This is a genomic window from Qipengyuania sp. NPDC077410 (assembly GCF_044543405.1).
In the GTDB taxonomy this organism is placed as follows: domain Bacteria; phylum Pseudomonadota; class Alphaproteobacteria; order Sphingomonadales; family Sphingomonadaceae; genus Qipengyuania; species Qipengyuania pacifica.
Map to the genome: position 1 here is coordinate 287,731 of NZ_JBITWB010000002.1, position 20,454 is coordinate 308,184.

The 20,454-nt window shown below is 60.9% G+C and carries 23 protein-coding genes and 1 tRNA gene; 10 read left to right on the plus strand and 14 right to left on the minus strand.

The window, feature by feature from the left end; all coding sequences use genetic code 11:
- Positions 1–2 precede the first annotated feature (2 nt).
- Positions 3–821, minus strand: coding sequence for an aldo/keto reductase (locus ACIGGE_RS09345; protein ID WP_397490144.1), 819 nt, complete (start codon positions 819–821; stop codon positions 3–5).
- Between the two features lie 182 nt (positions 822–1,003).
- Here ACIGGE_RS09345 and ACIGGE_RS09350 point away from each other — a divergent pair, with 182 nt between their 5' ends.
- The 3 genes from ACIGGE_RS09350 to ACIGGE_RS09360 all read left to right on the plus strand — a co-directional run bounded on the left by ACIGGE_RS09350 (position 1,004) and on the right by ACIGGE_RS09360 (position 3,937).
- On the plus strand, positions 1,004–2,293 hold the full coding sequence (locus ACIGGE_RS09350; protein ID WP_397490145.1) for an adenylosuccinate synthase: 1,290 nt from the start codon (positions 1,004–1,006) through the stop codon (positions 2,291–2,293).
- 8 nt (positions 2,294–2,301) lie between these two features.
- Positions 2,302–2,835 (plus strand): L,D-transpeptidase family protein, encoded by a 534-nt coding sequence (locus tag ACIGGE_RS09355; protein ID WP_272020172.1) that lies wholly within the window; start codon positions 2,302–2,304, stop codon positions 2,833–2,835.
- Between the two features lie 130 nt (positions 2,836–2,965).
- Complete coding sequence (locus ACIGGE_RS09360) at positions 2,966–3,937, plus strand: MarR family transcriptional regulator (protein ID WP_397490146.1); 972 nt, start codon at positions 2,966–2,968, stop codon at positions 3,935–3,937.
- Here ACIGGE_RS09360 and ACIGGE_RS09365 read toward each other — a convergent pair.
- The 4 genes from ACIGGE_RS09365 to argH form a co-directional block, all read right to left on the minus strand.
- On the minus strand, positions 3,934–4,638 hold the full coding sequence (locus ACIGGE_RS09365) for an NAD(P)-dependent oxidoreductase (RefSeq protein ID WP_397490147.1): 705 nt from the start codon (positions 4,636–4,638) through the stop codon (positions 3,934–3,936). The two genes, ACIGGE_RS09360 and ACIGGE_RS09365, sit on opposite strands and share 4 nt — an antisense overlap.
- A gap of 65 nt (positions 4,639–4,703) precedes the next feature.
- Positions 4,704–5,966, minus strand: coding sequence for a diaminopimelate decarboxylase (gene lysA, locus ACIGGE_RS09370; protein WP_397490148.1), 1,263 nt, complete (start codon positions 5,964–5,966; stop codon positions 4,704–4,706).
- A 62-nt stretch (positions 5,967–6,028) separates the two neighbouring features.
- Entirely contained in the window at positions 6,029–6,265 is a 237-nt protein-coding gene (locus tag ACIGGE_RS09375) for a lipoprotein (protein WP_196846613.1), read from the minus strand.
- Positions 6,265–7,641: an argininosuccinate lyase gene (argH, locus tag ACIGGE_RS09380; RefSeq protein WP_397490751.1), complete on the minus strand. Its 1,377-nt coding sequence runs from the start codon at positions 7,639–7,641 to the stop codon at positions 6,265–6,267. The genes ACIGGE_RS09375 and argH overlap by 1 nt, the downstream gene beginning before the upstream one ends.
- Before the next feature lie 16 nt (positions 7,642–7,657).
- On the opposite strand from argH, the gene ACIGGE_RS09385 reads away from it, so the two are divergent.
- Positions 7,658–8,215 (plus strand): TlpA disulfide reductase family protein, encoded by a 558-nt coding sequence (locus ACIGGE_RS09385; RefSeq protein WP_234036408.1) that lies wholly within the window; start codon positions 7,658–7,660, stop codon positions 8,213–8,215.
- On the opposite strand, the gene ACIGGE_RS09390 is transcribed toward ACIGGE_RS09385, so the two are convergent.
- On the minus strand, positions 8,158–9,423 hold the full coding sequence (locus ACIGGE_RS09390) for an FAD-dependent oxidoreductase (protein WP_397490752.1): 1,266 nt from the start codon (positions 9,421–9,423) through the stop codon (positions 8,158–8,160). The two genes, ACIGGE_RS09385 and ACIGGE_RS09390, sit on opposite strands and share 58 nt — an antisense overlap.
- A gap of 42 nt (positions 9,424–9,465) precedes the next feature.
- Positions 9,466–9,541: transfer RNA gene (locus ACIGGE_RS09395), tRNA-Val, on the minus strand.
- A gap of 86 nt (positions 9,542–9,627) precedes the next feature.
- Between ACIGGE_RS09395 and ACIGGE_RS09400 the strand changes: the two genes are divergently transcribed.
- The gene (locus tag ACIGGE_RS09400) at positions 9,628–10,605 is read left to right on the plus strand and encodes an asparaginase (RefSeq protein WP_397490149.1); all 978 of its coding nucleotides are present in this window, start codon (positions 9,628–9,630) and stop codon (positions 10,603–10,605) included.
- A gap of 1 nt (position 10,606) precedes the next feature.
- Here ACIGGE_RS09400 and ACIGGE_RS09405 read toward each other — a convergent pair whose 3' ends face one another.
- The 3 genes from ACIGGE_RS09405 to fmt form a co-directional block, all read right to left on the minus strand.
- A complete protein-coding gene (locus tag ACIGGE_RS09405) occupies positions 10,607–11,719 on the minus strand; it encodes a zinc-binding dehydrogenase (RefSeq protein WP_103022622.1) in 1,113 nt (370 codons plus the stop codon).
- 83 nt (positions 11,720–11,802) lie between these two features.
- A complete protein-coding gene (truA, locus tag ACIGGE_RS09410) occupies positions 11,803–12,552 on the minus strand; it encodes a tRNA pseudouridine(38-40) synthase TruA (protein ID WP_397490150.1) in 750 nt (249 codons plus the stop codon).
- The gene (fmt, locus tag ACIGGE_RS09415; protein ID WP_397490151.1) at positions 12,549–13,457 is read right to left on the minus strand and encodes a methionyl-tRNA formyltransferase; all 909 of its coding nucleotides are present in this window, start codon (positions 13,455–13,457) and stop codon (positions 12,549–12,551) included. Before fmt ends, truA begins: the two co-directional genes overlap by 4 nt.
- Before the next feature lie 53 nt (positions 13,458–13,510).
- On the opposite strand from fmt, the gene recR reads away from it, so the two are divergent.
- From recR to ACIGGE_RS09440, 5 genes are all read left to right on the plus strand, one after another.
- Positions 13,511–14,107, plus strand: a complete 597-nt coding sequence (recR, locus tag ACIGGE_RS09420; protein ID WP_397490152.1) for a recombination mediator RecR — start codon at positions 13,511–13,513, stop codon at positions 14,105–14,107.
- A 62-nt stretch (positions 14,108–14,169) separates the two neighbouring features.
- Positions 14,170–14,736 (plus strand): peptide deformylase, encoded by a 567-nt coding sequence (locus tag ACIGGE_RS09425; protein ID WP_196846607.1) that lies wholly within the window; start codon positions 14,170–14,172, stop codon positions 14,734–14,736.
- Positions 14,737–14,956: 220 nt separating this feature from the next.
- Complete coding sequence (rmuC, locus tag ACIGGE_RS09430) at positions 14,957–16,408, plus strand: DNA recombination protein RmuC (protein WP_397490153.1); 1,452 nt, start codon at positions 14,957–14,959, stop codon at positions 16,406–16,408.
- A 108-nt stretch (positions 16,409–16,516) separates the two neighbouring features.
- Positions 16,517–17,590: a PAS domain-containing protein gene (locus ACIGGE_RS09435; RefSeq protein ID WP_301642427.1), complete on the plus strand. Its 1,074-nt coding sequence runs from the start codon at positions 16,517–16,519 to the stop codon at positions 17,588–17,590.
- Complete coding sequence (locus ACIGGE_RS09440) at positions 17,587–17,949, plus strand: response regulator (RefSeq protein ID WP_103022629.1); 363 nt, start codon at positions 17,587–17,589, stop codon at positions 17,947–17,949. Before ACIGGE_RS09435 ends, ACIGGE_RS09440 begins: the two co-directional genes overlap by 4 nt.
- Positions 17,950–17,962: 13 nt before the next feature.
- On the opposite strand, the gene ACIGGE_RS09445 is transcribed toward ACIGGE_RS09440, so the two are convergent.
- The 4 genes from ACIGGE_RS09445 to rapZ all read right to left on the minus strand — a co-directional run bounded on the left by ACIGGE_RS09445 (position 17,963) and on the right by rapZ (position 20,454).
- A complete protein-coding gene (locus ACIGGE_RS09445) occupies positions 17,963–18,766 on the minus strand; it encodes an RNA methyltransferase (protein ID WP_196846604.1) in 804 nt (267 codons plus the stop codon).
- A gap of 19 nt (positions 18,767–18,785) precedes the next feature.
- Complete coding sequence (locus ACIGGE_RS09450; RefSeq protein WP_397490154.1) at positions 18,786–19,064, minus strand: HPr family phosphocarrier protein; 279 nt, start codon at positions 19,062–19,064, stop codon at positions 18,786–18,788.
- A complete protein-coding gene (locus tag ACIGGE_RS09455; protein ID WP_103022631.1) occupies positions 19,061–19,486 on the minus strand; it encodes a PTS sugar transporter subunit IIA in 426 nt (141 codons plus the stop codon). The genes ACIGGE_RS09450 and ACIGGE_RS09455 overlap by 4 nt, the downstream gene beginning before the upstream one ends.
- Positions 19,487–19,557: 71 nt before the next feature.
- Positions 19,558–20,454, minus strand: a complete 897-nt coding sequence (gene rapZ / locus ACIGGE_RS09460) for an RNase adapter RapZ (protein WP_103022742.1) — start codon at positions 20,452–20,454, stop codon at positions 19,558–19,560.

Here is a 20,454-nt window from a genome sequence, read left to right on the forward strand (position 1 = left end):
CCTCACTCGTTCAGTTTGCTCGGCTCTGGACCTATCCGGCCATCAGCATCGTCCAATGCGTCGATCCGTGCCATCTGTTCATCCGACAGCGTGAAAGAGATCGCCGAGAAGTTTGCTTCGATATGGTCACGGCTGGAAGCCTTGGGAATTGGGCAAAGCCCGTGCTGCAGATGCCACCGCAAGATCACGGCGCTGGCTGAATGACCAGTCTCTTCGGCAATGCTCGCAATCGTTGAATTTTCCATTCCCGCGCCTTGTCCAAGCGGGGACCAGCTTTGCGTGACGATACCCATATCGCTATGCTGCTTGCGTAGTTCGCGTTGCTGAAAGGACGGATGCAGTTCTATCTGGTTGAGAGCGGGCGTCACCCCAGTATCGTCCGCGATCCGCTTCAGATCTTCCGTCCGGAAGTTCGACACGCCGATGGATTTGGCTTTGCCCTGATCGCGAAGCTCGATCAGTGCTTTCCACGTTTCGACGAACAACCCTTTCTCCGGACAGGGCCAGTGAATGAGCAGCATGTCGACGTTATCACGCCCTAGGCGATCAAGGCACTTATCTGCCGCTTTCAGAGTCCTGTCATACCCTTGGCTCGCGTTCCAGATTTTCGTCTGCAGGAAGATGTCCGGAGTTTCGGTCAGGCCGTCACCGACGCCGTCTTCATTCTGATAAACGGCTGCCGTATCGACCATTTTGTAACCAACATCGACGGCCGTTCGCACAGCTTCTGCGGCTTTGTCATTATCGATCTGATACGTACCGAAGCCGATCTGCGGAAGCTGGCGGTCATCGTTCAGGGTGAGCATGGGATAGTCTGTCATGAAATCTCCTTGTGTTCAGTCAATGGTAGAGTGCAGCAAAGTTTCCGCGGCTTGACGGAAAACCCATGGCCCCCTAGGTCGCGCACCGCATTTGAAGCGGGTTTCCGCTTCTCCATTCCATCCCTTGGTCGAGTCCTGTCGAAGGACCTCGTGGATCCCCTGGCAGGGGAAAAGGCGTAATCATGGCAAATGTGACCGTAATCGGTGCCCAGTGGGGCGATGAGGGCAAAGGCAAAATCGTCGATTGGCTTGCCAGTCGGGCCGATGCCGTCGTGCGTTTTCAGGGTGGCCACAACGCTGGCCACACGCTCGTGGTTGGCGATACGACGTACAAGCTCTCGCTATTGCCGAGCGGTATCGTCACCGGTACGTTGAGTATTGTCGGCAATGGCGTGGTGCTGGATCCCTGGCATCTCAAGGCCGAGGTGGAAAAGCTCGAGGGGCAGGGCGTCGAGATCAATCCCGACAACTTCGCTGTCGCAGACAACTGCCCGCTGATCCTGCCGTTTCACCGCGACCTCGACGGATTGCGGGAAACGGCTGCCGGATCGGGCAAGATCGGGACAACCGGTCGCGGGATCGGGCCGGCTTACGAGGACAAGGTTGGCCGCCGAGCCATTCGGGTATGCGACCTTGCGCATCTCGACGATCTCGACCCTCAACTGGACCGTCTCTGCGCCCATCACGATGCGCTTCGTGCGGGTTTCGACCAACCACCCATCGATAGGGAGCAACTGCTTTCGCAATTGCGCGAAATCGCTCCGTTTGTGCTCCAGTTCGCCCAACCGGTGTGGAAGCGGCTCAAGAAGGTTCGCAAGGCAGGAGCCAAAATTCTGTTCGAGGGGGCGCAGGGCGTACTGCTCGATATTGATCACGGAACCTATCCGTTCGTTACCAGCTCAAATACTGTCAGCGGCACTGCGGCAGCGGGTAGCGGCCTCGGGCCCAATGCGACCGGTTATGTGCTCGGTATCGTCAAGGCTTATACCACTCGCGTAGGTAGTGGGCCGTTTCCGACCGAGCTGGAAGACGAAATTGGCCAGGGCATCGGGGAGCGTGGTCACGAGTTCGGCACCGTTACCGGGCGCCAGCGCCGTGTGGGTTGGTTCGATGCGGTGCTTGTGCGTCAGAGCTGCGCGATCAGCGGTGTCACCGGAATCGCCTTGACTAAAATCGACGTGCTGGATGGGCTGGACGAGGTGAAAATCTGTACGGGTTATCGCCTGCGCGGCCAGGTATACGATTACTTCCCAAGTCATTCGGCCGACCAGGCGGCACTCGAGCCGATCTATGAAACTATGGATGGCTGGACGGAGTCCACTGCCGGCGCGCGTAGCTTTGCCGACCTTCCGGCCAACGCCGTGAAGTATATCCAACGCATACAGGAATTGATCGAAACCCCCGTCTCGCTGGTGTCGACCAGTCCGGAGCGCGACGATACCATACTGATGCGCGATCCGTTCATGGATTGAGGCCGAAAATGCGCTATGGTGGCGAAGCCATGCGCTTCGCCGCCATCTCGTTTTGCCTGCTAGCCGCGGCCCTGCTGCTTCCCGCGCCGCTTGTTCAAGCCCAGGAGGCCCGAGCGGGGGAGCGAGCCGATTTCGTTCTGATCGACAAGTCCGACCGCAAGTTATGGCTCTATCAGGACGGCAAGGTCATTCGCGCTTATTCAGGTCTGCAATATGGCGATGCGCCAGTGGGTCACAAACAGTTCGAAGGTGACGAGCGAACGCCGGAAGGGCGTTATACGATCAGCTACGGTAACGAACAGTCGAGCTATTATCTCAGCCTGTATATCGATTATCCCAATGCGCAGGACAGGGCCTTCGCAAATGCCCACGGGCGGTCTCCGGGCGGGCTGATCTTTATTCACGGACAACCCAACGGCCTGCCGTTCGATGCGCGCGTACCAGGTGACTGGACCGATGGTTGCATCGCAATGTCCAACGCGGAAATAGCGGAGGTGTGGAGCCTCGTGCCTGATGGCACACCGATCGAAATCCGGCCGTAGTTCGACAAAGCAATCCGGCCACTCCTCCGCCCCATATCGCTGCTGGATTGCAAATAGCATCTACCACATTCTTGACTCAACCTCGCTTTGTTCTCATTCTGTTCGCGTCAAGGAAATGGAGCGCGATTCGATGCAGCAGGATTTTCTGTACGAGCCGATATGCAATGCTGCTGGATGCCAGCTGACCGTAACGGTGCTGGCTGATCGCGATTATTTGCGGGAAGAAATGTGTGCGGATGCATCTTCGGCCGGTTTCCGCGTGCTCGATAGCTGCAGTCTGGAAGAATACGCACAAGGGCCTCTGACGGCGCTGGGGGATCTGGTGCTCGTCGATTGTTCTGAAGCCACTGCGGATGCGATGGCGCTCTTATCCCGGCTGGATATGCGCGGCGGCAAGGCCGGTGCCCATCTGGTCATTTCCACAACGATGGGGGCGCTCGACAGCGTCTTTGGATGTCTATCGATGTCCGCAGTACAGATTCTCGTGGACCCGGCCCGTGCAGAGCGCGTGATTGCCATTGGCCGTGTGCTTGCGCTTCTTCCAAATCTGCGTTTGCGCGAAATGGGGGAAGACGACCGTTTGATGCTGCTCCGTCTCACCGAACAGGTGGGGCGCATTGCCGAAAGGCTGGAATTAATGTCGCCGGGACAGCGAGTCGGGGGCGGCGCATTTCGATTTGAATCTCCGTCTCCCGGATGGCGAGGTGAGGAAGACGATCATTCAGGCTCTCGAAAACGGACCGAGCGGGTCCAGTTGCCTGACTCTTCCATTATCCGCAGGCTGATAAAGGCCCGGCAATTGCGCGCGCAGTATTTCGATGCCGGTTTGTTTGCCGATCCGGCCTGGGATATTCTGCTCGACTTGGCGGCTGCCCGATCAGAGCGGCGACGGGTTAGCGTCACTTCGCTTTGTATCGCAGCGGGCGTGCCAGCGACCACGGCCCTGCGCTGGATTGGCCAGATGGTCGATGCCGATCTACTGATGCGCGTTTCCGATCCCCACGATCGCCGCCGCGCTTATATCGCTCTTGCAGATACAACGGCCGACGCGATGGCCAGCTATCTTGCGGAAGTAGGCGCTGCGGAACTGGCGAGCGTCTAGCCCTTACGGCGTAGAATTACAGTCAATCCCTCGGCCGGCGGGTCGGCGGGCAGTGCTTTCCTAACAGCGTCGGCGCGAGCGCGCGCCAGAATGGTATCCGGAATGTGTGCATCATGCAGAATGATGTCGGCCTTTCCCAGAGCGCGTGCCTGACGCAGCGTCAAATCTTCGGGGTCGTCGCTCGCAATAGTAAATTCAACGACCTGTGAACTCGCGTTTTCTTGTGCGCCATCCAGCCAGTTTTCAACTGAAGCGGCGCTCGCTTCTTCGAACGGATCCAGCACGCCATGTTCCTGGAGTGCTGCATCGATCGCTCGCCTGCGCGCATTGCTTTCGGGAAAGCGGGTGCGGATCCTGTCACGGGCGGTGAACAAGGCCGTAGCCAGTGTACCGAGGGTCTGGGGCAGTACCGCTTCGAGACGGAGGCGAAGGTGCTTGGCAAGGCCGGCAGACGCCCCGCCCGTACTTACTGCGACCAGTACTGGATCGCGGTCGAGCACGCTGGGCAAGGTGAAATCGCAAAGGTCGGGACGGTCGGCGACATTCACCAGCAAACCGGCCTGCTTAAGCCGGCGGGCCGCGCTTTCGGAAGCGCGCTCGTCCTCCAGCGCAACGAAGGCAAGCTGCGCATGATGCGCTTCGGTTTCAGCGCATGGAATGCCGCCCGCCCGTTCGACAAGCCGGGCTTTGGCGTCGGCCATATCACCAACGCCTACCACGACGACGCGCTTCCCCGAAATGCGATGGAAAAGCGGGAGCGAATGCATCAGCCGAGCCAGTCCGGCACGCGTTCGGCATCCATTATGGCAGCCGCCGCAATGCGGTCCGCGACCACGGCAAAGCGATCGCCGTCTACCAGCACTTCGGCCACGAAACCGCGGGAATTATACGAAGACGCCATGGTCGCACCGTATGCGCCCGCCGTGCGGAAGACGGCGAGATCGCCCGCCACCAGCGCGTCGCATTCGCGGTCCATCGCGAAGGTGTCGCCGGTCTCGCAGATCGGACCCACGATATGTGCGGTCATGCGATTGCCGGTCGGCGCGACTGCATCGAAATCATGCCAGGCACCATACATGGCCGGTCGCGCAAGATCGTTCATTGCGGCATCGACCACCACGAAAGGCGGCCCGTTCCCGCTGCGCTTGGACCGGATGACCCGCGTTAGCAGGACGCCGGCATTGCCTGCGATGACGCGGCCCGGTTCGAACATCAGGCGGACATCCCATTTCGCAGTGACCCGGGCGACCATCGAGCCGTATTCTTCGGGCGAGGGCATTTTTTCACCCGCCTTGTAAGGAACACCCAGACCACCACCGAGGTCGGCATGCGTCACGGCGCAGCCCTTATCCCGCAGTTCCGCAATGAGCGCGCCGACTTTCTCGAAGGCGGTTTCCAAGGGTTCGAGAGTTGAAAGCTGGCTGCCGATGTGGACGGCCACGCCGCGCATATCGAGGCCGTCTACCTGCGCAAGCCGGGTATATATTTCGGCAGCCCGATCGAGCGGGACACCGAACTTGTTTTCCCGCTTGCCGGTCGAGATTTTTTCATGGGTGCGGGCATCCACATCAGGATTGACGCGAAGGGCGCAGGCTGCGCGGCTGCCATGCCGTTCAGCGATTGCAGCCAGTTCGTATCCCTCTTCCTCGCTCTCGATATTGAACTGGCCGATGCCTGCTTCCAGTCCATGCAGGAGTTCCGCATGGGTTTTTCCGACACCTGAAAAAACGATGTCCGCAGGTTTCATGCCGGCTGCCAACGCGCGCGCCAGTTCGCCGCTGGAAACTACGTCCGCGCCATAGCCTTCGTTGGCCAAGACCTTGAGAACTGCAAGGTTCGGATTCGCCTTAACCGCGAAGGCGATATGCGGATCATGGAGGCCGGAAAGCGCATCCCGGAAGACCCGAGCATGGCGTTCGAGAGTAGCGCGCGAATAGACGTAAACCGGTGTGCCCACCTCTTCCGCGATACGGGACAGGGCAACGTCTTCGGCGTGGAGGACGCCGTCTTTAAGCTGGAAATAGTCCATGGCTGACGCCTGTGCCGAAAGCGCGGGTCACTGTCGAGCAAGCCTTGCTTCGGGCGCTGAAATTACTGGGGAGGGAGGTCGAACGGATCGTCCTCGCGTTCCTCCGAGCGAGTGCGCAGTTCGACGTTACGATCGGGCGCCGCTTCCGGATCCAGTTCAAGGAGTTCGTCCGCAGTCGGCTGAACCTGCGCGCCATAGGGTGCGGGCGGAAGCGACGATCCTTCAACCGGTTCCAGTGCGGATTTCTGCCCGCAAGCACCGAGCATGAGCAAAGCGGCAAGTACAACCCAGTTACGCATCAATCCTCCAGCCCGAGGCGCTTTTTCGCCGCGGCTACCTGTTCCCTTACGCGAACCGGGGCGGTGCCGCCATAGGACGCGCGTGCCGCGACGGAAGCATCGACCGACAGCGCGTCGAACACGCGCTCATCGATCCGGGAATCGATCGCCTTAAGATCGCCGATGGACAAACCGTCCAGCGCCACGCCTTTTTCGTCGGCCAGTTTAACCGCCGCGCCCGTGATATGATGAGCCTCGCGAAACGGGATGTCGGCCTGCCGCACCAGCCAGTCGGCCAGATCGGTGGCGGTCGCATGTCCTGCTTCGGCCGCCTGGCGCATGCGAGCCGTTTCAAAGCGGCTGTCCGCCACCATCCCCGCCATCGCCGCCAGGCTGAGATCGAGCAGACCGGCAGCTTCGAAAACCGGCGGCTTGTCGTCCTGCATGTCTTTCGAATAGGCGAGGGGGAGGCCCTTCATGGTGATCATCAGACTGGTCGCGCAGCCGATGACCCTGCCCGCGTGCCCACGCACCAGTTCGGCCGCATCGGGATTGCGCTTCTGCGGCATGATCGAACTGCCGGTCGAAAGCGTATCCGGCAGCTTGACGAAACCGAAGGGCTGGCTGGCCCAGATGATGAATTCTTCCGCCAGGCGGCTGAGGTGAAGCGAGCACTGGCTCGCAGCCATCAGGTAATCGAGCGCGAAATCACGGTCGGACACGGCATCGAGACTATTGCGGGTCGGCATCGCAAAGCCGAGCGCGTTTGCCGTCATGTCGCGATCGATATCGAACCCCGTTCCGGCCAGTGCTGCCGAGCCGAGCGGACATTCATCCATCCGTACCAGGGCATCATTAAAGCGCGAGCGATCGCGGATCAGCATTTCGAAATAGGCGAGCAGGTGATGTCCCAGAGTTACCGGCTGCGCCGTCTGCAAATGCGTGAACCCGGGCATGATGCTATCGGCATGCTCCTCGGCTCTGCCGACCAGCGCGGAAAGCAGGGCATCGATACCCGCAATGGAGCGCTGCATGGCGCTGCGCACCCACATGCGGAAATCGGTCGCCACCTGATCGTTGCGGCTGCGGGCCGTGTGCAAGCGCCCGGCAGCGGGGCCCACGATCTCGGTCAGGCGGGCTTCGGCGGTCATGTGGATGTCCTCGAGGTCCCAATCCTCGGGTACGCCGCCGCGTTCATATTCGGCCGCGACTTGCTGCAAGCCTTCATCGATCGCCTTCGCGTCAGCCTCGCTCACAATGCCTTGTTGGGCCAGCATGGCCACATGCGCCCGGCTTCCCGCGATATCCTCGCGCCAGAGCGCCTTGTCGAAAGGGATTGAGGCATTGATTTCGCGCATGATCGCGCTAGGCCCTTCGGCGAACCTGCCTCCCCACATGCTGTTGGAGTTTTTCGTGTCCCGTACGTCGTTCACGCTAGCCATCGTCCTCGGTCTTGCTGTCGCGGCCTGCGATAGGGGCACGTCCGAAGACGCGCAAGAAAGCAGCGCTTCATCCGTGCCTACCGGAGAAATCGATACAAGTGAGGCCGGCGCGCTGATGCCCGCGGTCAACCTGAGCAACCCGGATGGGCGCACGCTCAATCTCGGGGCGTTGCAGGGCACGCCGGTCCTGCTCAACCTCTGGGCAACCTGGTGTGCTCCGTGTGTGAAGGAAATGCCGCTGCTGGACGATCTGGCGAGCGAGTACGACGGTCGGCTCAGGGTGGTGACGGCGAGCCAGGACATGCAAGGCGCCGAGAAGGTTGCGCCATTCTTCGCAGAAAAAGGCTACGCCCGGCTTGAACCTTGGATGGACCCGGAAAACGAACTCAGCTTTGCGATTGGGGGCGGGGTCATGCCGACGACCGTCCTGTACGATGGTGCCGGTCAGGAAATCTGGCGCGTACAGGGCGATTACGATTGGTCCAGCGAGGACGCGCGAGCGGCCATCGACGCGGCGATCGCCGAATAGTCGGGCACTTCCAGGCCGAGCATGGGGAGCGGAAATCCGAACAATCCGCTCATCAGCTGTGCCTGTATCCGCGCCACCGGGCCAAAACGGGATAGCGGCGCGACGATGCGGTCGCGGATCCACGGCCATAAGTCATCGCTCGATTGAAACAGGGGCGTGAACGCGGCCGTCACCGCCTGATACAGCGCGACATGATCGCGCCGCCAGCTGGCGGACAGTCGTAATCCTTCGGTTAGAGTGCGTCCTTCGCGCAGACCTGCTGCGAGCCCCCATGCATCGAGCAAGGCCATGTTCGCTCCCTGGCCGAGTTGCGGACTTGCTGAATGCCAGGCATCCCCGATTCGTACCAGACGTTCACGATACGGGCGATGCGAGCTGCGATGGGCGTAGCGTGCAAAGGTAAGGTCGTCGTGACAGGAAATTCTGTCCAGGAGGAAATCGGCCTCGGGCCACAGAGTGCGGACCTGGCTTTTCCATACAGCGAGGGGTGAGGACCTCCACTGAGAATACGCGTCACGCTTCAACGACCAGAACAGAGCCACCTCGTCGGGCAAGCCCGGGCTGCGCGAGCCGATTGGCAGTATGCCGATCATCTGGGAGGCGCGGCGATAGCGCTGTTCGAGGAGGTTTTTCGCGTGCCGGTCACTTGGTTCGACAGGAATTGCCGCCCATAGTGCGCCGAACGGGAGCAGGCCCCGCTGCTCGCCGAACTCGATACGTGATGCCCATCCGCTTGCGTCTACGACCAGATCGAAGGGTCCCGCACGGGTGCCGTCACGCGCGATAATGTGACGTCTTCGCCCTTCCAATACGCTGTTGTGGATTTCCGACCCGGTGCGAATGGATATGCCCGCTGCGATTGCCCGCGCATACAGCACCGCGAACAGGCTTGCCCGGTGGATACCGATTCCGAACGCCTCACCTGACCCGAGCTTGGAATAGGGGGCGTCCAATGCCGTTCGACCGTGTTCGTCGAGACCGAACAGTGCATCGATCCGCGCGCCGCGGGCAGCGATTTCATTCGACAGGCCCATTCGGTCGAGAACGGCCATGCCCGAAGGTTGCAGCATCAGGCCGGAGCCAAGAGGTTGTGGCTGATCGAATCGCTCGAACAGCGTCACCTGGTGACCATCGCCATGCAACAGGATGGCCGCGGCAAGGCCTGCCGGACCACATCCAACGATCGCGATGTCGTAAGTCTGGCGGATACCCTCTCCCGCGCTACCGCCTGTGTGGCCCCTGTCGGGGAATGGTGGGCGCTGACGGGCTCGAACCGCCGACCCTCTCGGTGTAAACGAGATGCTCTACCAACTGAGCTAAGCGCCCGCTCCATGTGCGGAGGTGCTGCTAATAGCGTCCAAATCTTCAAAATCAATTGCCGAGATTGCATGGGCGCCGCTAGGCGGCTGCATATGAAGAGCAAGCTCACCGTATTGGCTACCGGTGGCACGATTGCCGGGATAGCTGGCAGTGCCATCGCGAAGGATTATCGCGCGGGAGAGATCGGAATCGAGGATTACCTCGAGCGGGTCGGGGGGCTCGGTCTTGAAGCTGAGCTTTCGGGAACGCAGATCGCGAATATCGATTCGGCCGATGTCGGACCCGCCGTCTGGCACCCGCTGCATGCGCGCGCGATGGAAGCCCTTGCTGACGAGGAATGCGACGGGCTTATCGTTACGCACGGTACCGATACGCTGGAAGAAACCGCTTTCCTGCTCGATCTGACTTTGCCGGCGAACAAACCGGTCGTGGTGGTGGGTGCGATGCGGCCTGCCGACGCTGTGGGCTACGACGGTTTGCGAAACTTCGCCAATGCCGTGCGCGTGGCCAGCGATGCGCAGGCTGCGGGGCGTGGGGTGCTGGTGGTCATGGGCGATCGCATGTTCGCAGCGCGAGATGTCTACAAGGTCCGCACACGCGGCACCGAAGCGTTTCGTGGCTTCCCTCGCGAATCGGTAGGCATGGTGACACCCGCCTCGCTTGAGTGGTTCGGAGCGCCTTGGCGCAGCGATACGCCGGCTCGGTTCGACCTGCCGAAAGACCTGCCGGAAGTTGCGATCGTGTATGTTTACGCCGGGCTGGATGCGCAAAGCGTATCCCGCCAGCTCGGCACCACGACGCGCGGCGTCGTGGTGGCGGGCGTGGGTGAAGGCAACTTGCCGGAATGTGTGCGCCAGGAACTGGTCAGGCTCGCAAAGGAGGGCACATTGGTCGTGCGCGCCAGCCGCGCGGACGAGGGCATGGTCGATCGCGAACCCGACGACGATACGAACGCTTTTGTTGCTGCTCGTGCGCTGAACCCGCAGAAGGCACGCATTCTGCTGCAATTGCTGCTGGCGGGCGGCGAGACCGAACCCGCCGCCATCCAGCGCGCTTTCGACGGACGCTAAGTCAGCCGTTGGGCATAACCAGATATTTCTCGCCGGTTTTCATCTGGCGGTAATCCAGAATAGCTTCCTTTGTCAGCATGCCTTCAAGGTCGACCTTCGACTTGTAGCTGCTGGCAAAGGTGGTGGTCAGATTGTCCAGCACGCGCTTGCGCATTCGGGCGACAGTCTCGCCACCGGCCATCTGCAGGAACGGCGTCAGCAGCCATCCCGACAGGGTCCACCCGAAACCATAGGAGGGGGTGAGGGTGGTGGGCCCCATGTCCAGCCGGCCGTAAATGAACATCCGCTTCTGCTGGTTCGAACCATAGCGCGAATATTCGCTCATCTTTTTCGAAGCGACCTGCTCCATCGCCTTGAAACAGCTGTCGACCATCTTGCCGCCACCGATAGGGTCGAAGCCATAAAAGGCGTTGGTTTCATCGATCGCGGATTTTAGCTGATCCATGAAATCGCCATCCGCAGAATTGACGATGTGCTTCGCGCCGAGATCCTTCAGCAAGTCGACCTGATCGCTCTTCCGCACGATATTGACCAAACCAAGGCCATCTTCCCGGCAGATTTTCACGAGCATCTGACCCAGATTGGAGGCGCCGACAGTGTGAAGGATTGCTTCCTGACCATCCATCTTCGCGTTCTCCGCAAAACCGAGGGCGGTCATGGGATTAACGAAGCTCGATGCGCCGTCCTCTGCACTGTGATCGCCCAGCGGCAGGCACATCGAAGCGTCGGCGATTGCGTACTGGCTGTAGGCCGTGCCCGGCACGCAGGCGACGCGCTGGCCCATCAACGCCTTGGCCATGTCGGAATCGCCCGTGGCGACCACCGTGCCCGCACCTTCGTTACCGGCTGGCAGGCGCTGGCCATGGCGCGCTTTCTGCCCGCTGTTGAACGGCTCGGGCATCTTTGCGACGACCTTGCCCGGCGAATATTCGGCATTTTCGAAATCCGCAGCGCCGGTCAGAATTGCGAGGTCGCTCGGATTGATCGGCGCGGCCTCCATTTTAACCAGCACCTGATTGCCGGTGGGATCGGGAAACTCGCTATTTGCGATCTCAACGGTGAGGGTGCCATCGCTCGTCAGAGTGGTGAAAAGTTGTTTGCCTGTAGTCGTCATCCTCGTGCCCTTTCGTTGCGATACGAAACGTATTGGGCGTGTCGCTACGCCGCGAAATCGGCCTTGGCTAGGGTGACGTTAGGTCAAGTATCGTCGGGATAGACGGCCCGAACGAAATAAAGGCCGTGCGGAGGAGCATTGAGCCCAAGCGCTTGTCGATCGCGCGCTTGCAGCGCTTCGGCCAATCGTGTTTCGCGCCACCGGCCCATTCCCACAAGCGCCAGACAGCCGACCATCGATCGTACCTGATGATGAAGGAAACTGCGCGCTGCTGCATGAATGCGAACTTCATCACCATCCCGCTCAACGTCTAGCCGGTCGAGAGTTTTTATCGGGCTTTCCGCCTGACAGTGCACGGAACGGAACGTGGTGAAATCATGTAAACCGACCAGCGCTTGCGCCGCCCGGTGCATGGCTTCGTGGTCCAGATCCTGCGGGATCTGCCAGAGTCGATCTTTCTCCAAGGTCAGCGGCGCGCGGCGATTTGCAATGCGATAGACATATGCGCGGCCAGAGCAGGAAAAGCGTGAATGCCAATCGTCCGCCACCACTTCGCAATGCGTCACCGCTATGGGATCGGGGCGTAAATGAGCGTTGAGCGCCTCCATCAGTCGGAAAGGCTCTATATGCTTCTCGATGTCTAAATGACTGCGCATGGCGAGTGCATGAACACCGGTGTCCGTGCGGCCGGCGCTGTGCAGCCGGACTTCTTCACCAAGAACGCGATATGCCGCTTCCTCTACTGCCTGCTGCACGCTCGGCCCGTCCTTCTGCCGCTGGAGGCCGAAGAACGGGGTTCCGTCGAATTCGAGGGTCAGAGCAAAACGGGTCAAGCGAGCCGGGTTCCTTTGGCAACCGATTTGCCGCGCAGAAAGGTGTCGAGATTCATCTTCGGTTTGCCAGCACGCTGTAGTTCGACCGGACGAATAGCGCCTTCCCTGCAAGCAATCGTCAGGCGATCGTCGGTCACTTCGCCGGGCGAACCGGCGGCTTCGACACATTCGGCACGCAGCACTTTGACACGGGTTTCGTCGAGCTCGAACCATGCGCCGGGGAAAGGTGACAGACCATGGATGTGCCGGACCACATCCCCGGCAGGACGGTTCCAGTCGATCCGCGCCTCTGCCTTGTCGATCTTGTCGGCGTAGGTCGCGTCCTTGTCGTCCTGCTCCAGCGGATGCAGCGCGGTCAGATCGATCAACGTGCCGACCATCAGTTGCGCCCCGATCTCGGCAAGTTCGTCAGTGAGTTCGCCGGTTGTCTTGTCTTCGATAGGGGTTCGCGCAAATGTAATCATCGGGCCGGTATCGAGGCCCGCTTCCATCTGCATGATCGTGACCCCCGTCACCGGATCGCCCGCCATGACCGCCCGGTGAATCGGCGCGGCACCGCGCCAGCGCGGCAGGATCGACGCATGTACGTTGAGACAGCCATGTGCGGGCGCATCGAGTATCGGCTGGGGCAGTATCAGGCCATAGGCCGCGACGATTGCCACGTCGGCTTTCAGGGCGGCAAAGGCCTCCTGCTCCTCTGCAGACTTGAGCGATTTGGGATGGCGCACCTCGATCCCGAGATCGCTTGCGCGCTGGTGCACGGGTGTTTTGGTCAGTTCTTTTCCCCGCCGACCGCCCGGACGCGGCGGCTGGGTATAGACGCAGACCACCTCATGCGCGGCATCGACCAGCGCCTGAAGCGTTGGCACTGCGAATTCCGGCGTTCCCATAAAGATTGTGCGCATGAACGGCTCTTGTGGTCTTTCTCTGTTCTTATCGCGCCCCTATCTGTGCAGCTATGGCATCGCAAGAGATCGAGACGCTGGCCTCCGTGCTGGCGCGGCTGCCCGGCCTTGGCCCACGTAGTGCACGGCGGGCGGTGTTGTGGCTGGTCAAACGCAGGGAAAGCGCGTTGCCGGCACTGCTCGAAGCGCTCGCGACCGTTGGCGAGGCGCTCGTCGAATGCGACACCTGCGGCAATGTCGACACGACCAATCCGTGCGCGATTTGCGCCGATCAGCGGCGCGATGTGAAATCGCTCTGCGTGGTCGAGGACGTGGCCGATTTGTGGGCTCTCGACCGGGCAAAGCTTTTTACCGGCAAGTATCACGTACTCGGCGGCAAGCTGTCCGCGCTCGACGGGGTGCGACCCGAAGATCTCAACATCGCATCACTACTGGCGCGTGTGGAAGAAGGCGGGGTAGACGAGATCGTCCTTGCCATGAACGCCACTCTAGAAGGGCAAACTACTGCCCATTATCTTGCGGAAAGGCTGGAGGCCTTCCCCGTGCGCATCACGCAGTTGGCCCATGGCCTGCCGGTCGGCGGCGAACTCGATTATCTGGATGAAGGCACGCTTGCTCAGGCGTTGCGGGCGCGCAGACCGATGGGCTGACCGATCACAGTATGCGCCCTATTCAGATTGAATAAACGGCGCGACGCGCATATCTTGCGGCCATGGCGATAAGACAGATTCTCGAAGTGCCGGATCCCCGGCTCAAAACCGTGTCCGAACCGGTTACCGAATTCAACGACGAGCTGAACGAGCTCGTCGCGGACATGTTCGAAACGATGTATGCGGCACCCGGCATCGGGCTTGCGGCGATCCAGGTCGGCGTTCCAAAGCGGGTGCTGGTGATCGACCTTCAGCCGGAAGACGAGGAAGCCGAGGGCGAGGTCTGCAATCACGGCGGCCACGAGCATGTGCATTACCCGACCGTCAAAGAGCCGCGGGTCTTCATCAATCCGGAAATCCTCGACCCGGCGGAAGAGTTGGCGAGCTATCAGGAAGGGTGCCTGTCGGTGCCCGACATCTTCGCGGATGTCGATCGTCCGGCCACCTGCCGTGTGCGGTACCAGGACCTCGAAGGCGAAACGCATGAAGAGGATCTTGAAGGCCTCATGGCGACCTGCATCCAGCATGAGATGGACCATCTTGAAGGTATTTTATTCATCGACCATCTTTCGCGGTTGAAGCGGAATATGGCGCTCAAGAAGCTGAAGAAGCTGCGCGAAGCGGCGTAGGCTTCCTACATAATCACGGATTCCGAAGAGGCGATTCGCGGTAGCGGGTCGCCTTTTTGCTGGGCTGGTTGATGAAGTACATTCGCTGGCACCGCTTTGTTCGAGAAAAACGGGCGCGTGGACGTGCCTTTGGAATAGAGGGACCCGATGCGAACATAGCGTCGGGGATTGCTGTAGGAAAGGGGTGGTGTTCCGTATGTGTTCCGCCTAGCCTGCACCCATGGAAATGGCAGTCATTGCAATCGTGGCGCTCCTCGCAGGAGCGGGCCTGGGATGGTTTTTGGGATCGCGGCCCGTGGCCGAATGGAAGGCGCGCCATGGGGAGCGCGATGCGGAAGCGCGCGAGACGGAAGAGAAGTTTCGCAAGGCGATCGTCGATCTGGAAAATGCGACCGTGCGGGCAGGGCGGGCCGATTCGCTCGACGCCGAATTGCGCGATACGCGCAGGAACCATGAGGCGGCGCTCGACAATCTGCGGCGCAGCAATGGCGAACTGGGCGCCGAACTCGCAACGCTGAAGGAAAAGACCGCCAATTTCGACGAGCAGAAACGGCTGCTGATCGAAGCGCGCGAAGAATTGCTCAAGGAATTCCAGAACACCGGCTCGGCCGTGCTGTCGAGGGCGCAGGAAGCCTTCCTAGAGCGGGCGAACGAGCGACTTGGCCATTCGGAAAAGACCAGCGAGGAAAAACTGCGCGCATTGCTCGACCCGGTCGGCAAGCGGCTGGAAGCCTATGAAAAACAGGTCGCGGCGCTGGAGGAAAAGCGCACCGATGCATTCGGCCGGCTTTACCAGCAGATCACCGAAATGCAGCGTGGGCAAGAGGAAGTGCGGCGCGAGGCGCAGCGGCTCGGCAATTCCCTGACCAATGCCCCCAAGGCGCGGGGGCGCTGGGGTGAGCGGGCATTGCAGAACGTGCTGGAGCAATGCGGCCTGTCGGAACATACCGATTTCAATCTGGAGCATTCGATCGAAACCGACGAAGGCCGCCTGCGGCCCGATGCGGTGGTCCACGTTCCGGGTCAAAAGAAACTGGTGATCGATGCCAAGGTATCGCTGAACGCCTATCAGGCCGCATTCGAGGCCGATGACGAAAACGAGCGTATCAGAAACCTCGATCTGCATGCGAAGTCCATGCGCAATCACGTCCAGACGCTGGGTTCGAAAAGCTATCAGAGCCAGTTCGACGATACGCCCGATTACGTGGTCATGTTCGTCCCGGGCGAGCATTTCGTGGCCGCCGCGCTCGAGCACGATCCCGAATTGTGGGATTTCGCGTTCCGCAACAAGGTGTTGCTGGCGACGCCGACCAACCTCGTCGCGATCGCGCGCACCGTTGCGCAGGTCTGGCGGCAGGACACCATCGCGCGTGAAGCGGTAGAGATCGGCAAGGCGGGGGCGGAACTGTACGATCGCCTGGCCGTGGCTGCCGAACATATGAAGCGCGTGGGTGGCGGGCTGGAGACAGCCGTCAACAATTACAACAAGTTCGTCGGCAGTTTCGAGCGCAATGTACTGTCCGCCGGACGCCGGCTGCACGATAAGGGCATCGAGATTGGCAAGCGCGAGATCGACGAGGTGCCGATAGTCGAGGCGACACCGCGCTATAACGCCGAAGATGCCGCCCTGATCGGCAATGACAGACAGCCGGATCGCGAAGCTGCGGAATAGCCAAGGGGAAAAAACCGGGACCCCGCCGGCGTTTTTGGCGTTGCTACTGCAATAGTTACCGGCATATGCCGGGTTAACAGACAGGTTGAAGTAGCAGGAAACACTTACATGCATCGCGGCAACGGCGATGGGTCGCGCAAAACTTTCGAACAGGCCCAACATACCGGGCGGCCTTTCAACGCCGAGGAGGACAACTTCCCCGGCTCGTCAGGCCTGCTTTTCGAACAGGCAATGGCGCAGACCCGCATGGCGGTTTGCCTGACCGACCCGCGCCTGGAAGACGACCCTATCGTCTTCTGTAACAAGGCGTTCGAAAAACTTACCGGTTACAAGCAGGCCGAGATCGTCGGCAGAAACTGCCGTTTCCTGCAGGGCCCCAAGACCGACCAGTCGCAGGTCGCGAAAATCCGCGATGCCATACGCACGGAAGAAGTGCTGGTCGTCGAGCTGCTGAATTACCGCAAGGATGGCTCGACATTCTGGAATGCTCTCCATCTCGGTCCGATTTACGACGAAGAGGGCAAGCTGCGGTATTTCTTCGGCAGCCAGTGGGACGTCACCGACATCCATCTGGCCCGTGCGGAAGAAAAACACGCCAAGGCGATGGCCCGCGAAGTTTCACACCGGCTGAAAAACGTCTTTGCCGTAATCGGCGGAATCGTGAACATAACCGGGCGCGCGATGAATGCGCGCAACGTATCGAGCAAGATCAACGAACGCGTCCAGGCACTGGGCCGCGCGTATGAGCCGACGCTGGACGATGCCGCGCTGGGCACGATTGAGGTCGGGCAGGCGATCCGGTCGGTATTGAATCCCTACGATCCCGAAGGCGATCGCATCCTGTTCGAAGGCAATGGCGCCCGGACCGAGCCGAATGCGGTTTCCGCCATGGGGCTGACGCTGCACGAACTTGCGACCAATGCGTCGAAATATGGCGCGCTGTCCAATGAGGACGGCAAGATCACCGTATCCTGGCATCACACGCAGGACCGGCACGAACGCCAGGCGCTGGTGATCGACTGGAAGGAAACCGGCGGTCCCCGCATTTCGGGCGAGCCGGAAATCACCGGTACGGGGTTCGACATCGCAGAAAGATTACTGGCCTACTCGCGCGGAACGCTCGACCGGACATGGGAGGAAGACGGGTTGCGGGCCAAAATCTCGCTGCCGCTGAAATCATGAAGTGCATTCTGATACTTGAAGATGAGCCATTGATCGCGATGGACCTGCAACTTGCATTTGAAGATGCAGGGGCCGAGGCGGTCGTGACGGTATCCTGCGATGAAGCCTTCGAAGCCATGGACGGAGCGGAGTTCGACGGCGCGGTGCTCGACGTCAATCTGGGCAAGGGGGAAACCTGCGAGCCGGTGGCGGTCGAGCTACGCGCACGCGGCGTGCCGTTCCTGCTGCATACCGGCGACCTCGACCGGGCCGGAGAAGCATTGCGCGATCTGGATGCACCGATACTGGCCAAGCCCAGCGGTGCCGACGATGTCGTGTCGCGTCTGTTCGGCCTGAACGGCCAGCTTCAGCCAGCCTGATTGCGCGGGCGCCTCAGGCGTCGAGCGCTGCCAGAACTTCGTATCCCAGAACAGCCGCGGCTACCGCAGCATTGAGGCTGTCTGCGCGCCCTTTCATCGGCATGGTCACTCGCAGATCGCAGGCCATTTCGTATTCTTCGGGAAGGCCGCGACTTTCATTCCCGACCATGACGAAGCAGGGCGCGGCGTAAGGTGCGCTGCGATAGGGTTGGGCATCACGAAGACTGGCCGCAACCAGCTGACCCGTGCCTGCCCGCAGCCAGCTTTCGAATTCATCCCAGCGCGCGAGCGCGATGGATTGCGTAAACACCGCGCCCATGCTGGCGCGCACCGCCTCCACACTGAAAGGGTCGGCGCAATCGTCGATCAGGATGACCCCGCCTGCGCCGATGGCATCGCCGGTCCGCAACATCGTGCCCAGATTGCCGGGATCGCGAAGGGCCTGCGCGACGAGCCAGATATCGCTCCGTGACCGGTCGAGAGCGCCGAGCGAGGTATCGAATTCTGCAAATACACCGGCTACCGCCTGCGGATTGTCCTTGCCCGTAATCTTGGAAAGGATGTCCGGCGTGGTTTCGATCACCTCGCCGCCACCTGATTCAACTGCGGCTTCCAGGGCGCTGAGCAAGGGGTGCGGATCACGGCGATCGGCGAGAACGAGTGTTTCGGGCACATGCCCGCATTCGCGCGCATCGGTCAGCAATCGCAGCCCTTCGGCCAGGAACCTGCCCGAAGCCTTGCGGTGTTTCTTTTCCCGCAAGGCGCGCAGAGCCTTGACGGTGGGATTGGAAAAACCGGTGATGTGACGGCGGTTCATTTCGCTTGAAGCCATGATCCTACGGCTCTCCGAAGCCATCCTGGACCATGGCGGACAGTTCGGCCATCACCGCTTCGGCATTATCGCCTGCCACGATGATTTCGATCGTGTCGCCTTTGGCCGCACCAAGCATCATCAGGCCCAATATCGAGCCGCCGGCCGCTTCGTTGTCGCCCTTGGCAACGCGAACGGTGCACGTGTCCGGAAGTTCGGCAACCGCGTTGACGAATTTGGCGCTGGCCCGTGCATGCAGGCCCCGCTGGTTGACGACCTCGATTGACCGGCGCAGCTCGCTCAAGAGGCTTTCCGCGCGCTCTGGATGTCCTGGCCCAGAAATTCGCTGGCCACGGTGATGTAATTGCGCCCGGCGGTCTGCGCCGCGTGCACTGCATCGACCACATCCATGCTTTTGCGGGCGCCAGCCAGGCGGATCAGCATGGGCAGGTTGATCCCGGCGATGACTTCCACCCGCCCCGTATCGAGCAGCGAGATTGCCAGATTGGACGGGGTACCGCCGAACAGATCGGTTAGAATGATGGCGCCCTTACCGCTATCGACCTCTTTGATCGCATTGGCGATATCGGCGCGACGCTGTTCCATGTCATCGTTCGGGCCGATGCATATGGTTGCCACATGCTCCTGCTTGCCAACGACATGCTCCATAGCGTCGATGAAATGTTCGGCCAATTTGCCGTGGGTGACGAGGATCATGCCGATCATGCAGCTTCAGTTCCGTTGCGATGCCCGAAGAGTGTGCCTGCGTGGCCCTTAACCATTCCTTGCCCTTGGGTCTAGCGGCGCTCCAGCCGGTCGGCGGGACGCGACCCAAGGTTGCGATGCAGAACCGTGGGCGAAAATCCATCTTCGCGCAAGACCTCTGCCGCCCGTTCCGCACTGTAAACCGAGCGGTGTCTCCCTCCGGTACACCCGAAAGCTATATTGAGATAGCTGCGCCCCTGGGCGGCATAGCGCGGCATGACTTCGCGCAGCAGATCGATGATGCGGTCAAATGCGGGGGTAAAGGCGGGGTCGGCGGCGATATGTTCGGCCACCGGTGCATCGAGGCCGGTCAATTCGCGCAGGCCGGGGACCCAGTGCGGATTGTCGAGAAACCGCATATCGAACAGCAGATCGGCCAGAGGCGGCATGCCGCGGGCAAAGCCGAAACTGGAAATCGTGATCGTCATGTGGCGTTCGGTGTCGTCGGCAAAGCGTTCGCGCACGACCTGCTGCAGCTGATTGGTTGCATAGGTGGTGGTGTCGACGACGATATCGGCCCAGCGCCGTAGCGGTTCGAGCAGTTCGCGTTCGGCCTTTATGCCGTCCAGCACGGGGCGGCCGCGAGCCATGGGGTGGAGCCGGCGCGTTTCATTGTAGCGCCGTTCGAGTTCCGTACTGCCGCAATCGATGAACAGGGTGGTCAGTTCAACATCGTCGCGCGCCTCGAGTTGTTTGCACAGCGCGATGATTTCCGCGGGGACGAAACCGCGTGTCCGCGAATCGAAACCGATGGCCACGGGCAAGGTGTTGTCCCCGCTATCGACGAGGCTGCCGAGCATGCGGATCGGGAAATTGTCGAGCGCTTCCCAGCCGAGATCTTCGAGCACCTGAAGCGCAGTCGATTTGCCCGCGCCCGAAAGGCCGGTGACGAGCAGGATGCGCTGCGGAGAGGGCGATTCGTCGGGCAT